Below are 223 nucleotides of genomic sequence, written 5' to 3' on the forward strand. Positions count from 1 at the left end.
TACAAACTACGCCATGCTGGAGCATCTACTTCTCCTGCCAAGGAATGCCCCCCTCTTCGCTGGAGCACAGCCCCGCTTTCTCGTGCTCGACGAAATTCATACTTATACCGGTGCCCAGGCCGTTGAGGTTGCCTTCTTGATCCGCAAGCTCAAGACCCGGTTGGGACTAGAGCCGAATGCCATTCAAGCCATTGGAACGAGCGCGAGCCTTGATGAGTCTCGA

1 protein-coding gene is annotated in these 223 nt (G+C 55.6%); it reads left to right on the plus strand.

What is annotated here, in order from left to right; all coding sequences use genetic code 11:
- Positions 1-223: DEAD/DEAH box helicase family protein (locus tag E4K09_RS29890; RefSeq protein ID WP_204985783.1), on the plus strand; the 223-nt coding region annotated here is incomplete at both ends.

Origin of the sequence: Microvirga pakistanensis, assembly GCF_004458765.1 — a bacterium.
GTDB lineage: Bacteria > Pseudomonadota > Alphaproteobacteria > Rhizobiales > Beijerinckiaceae > Microvirga > Microvirga pakistanensis.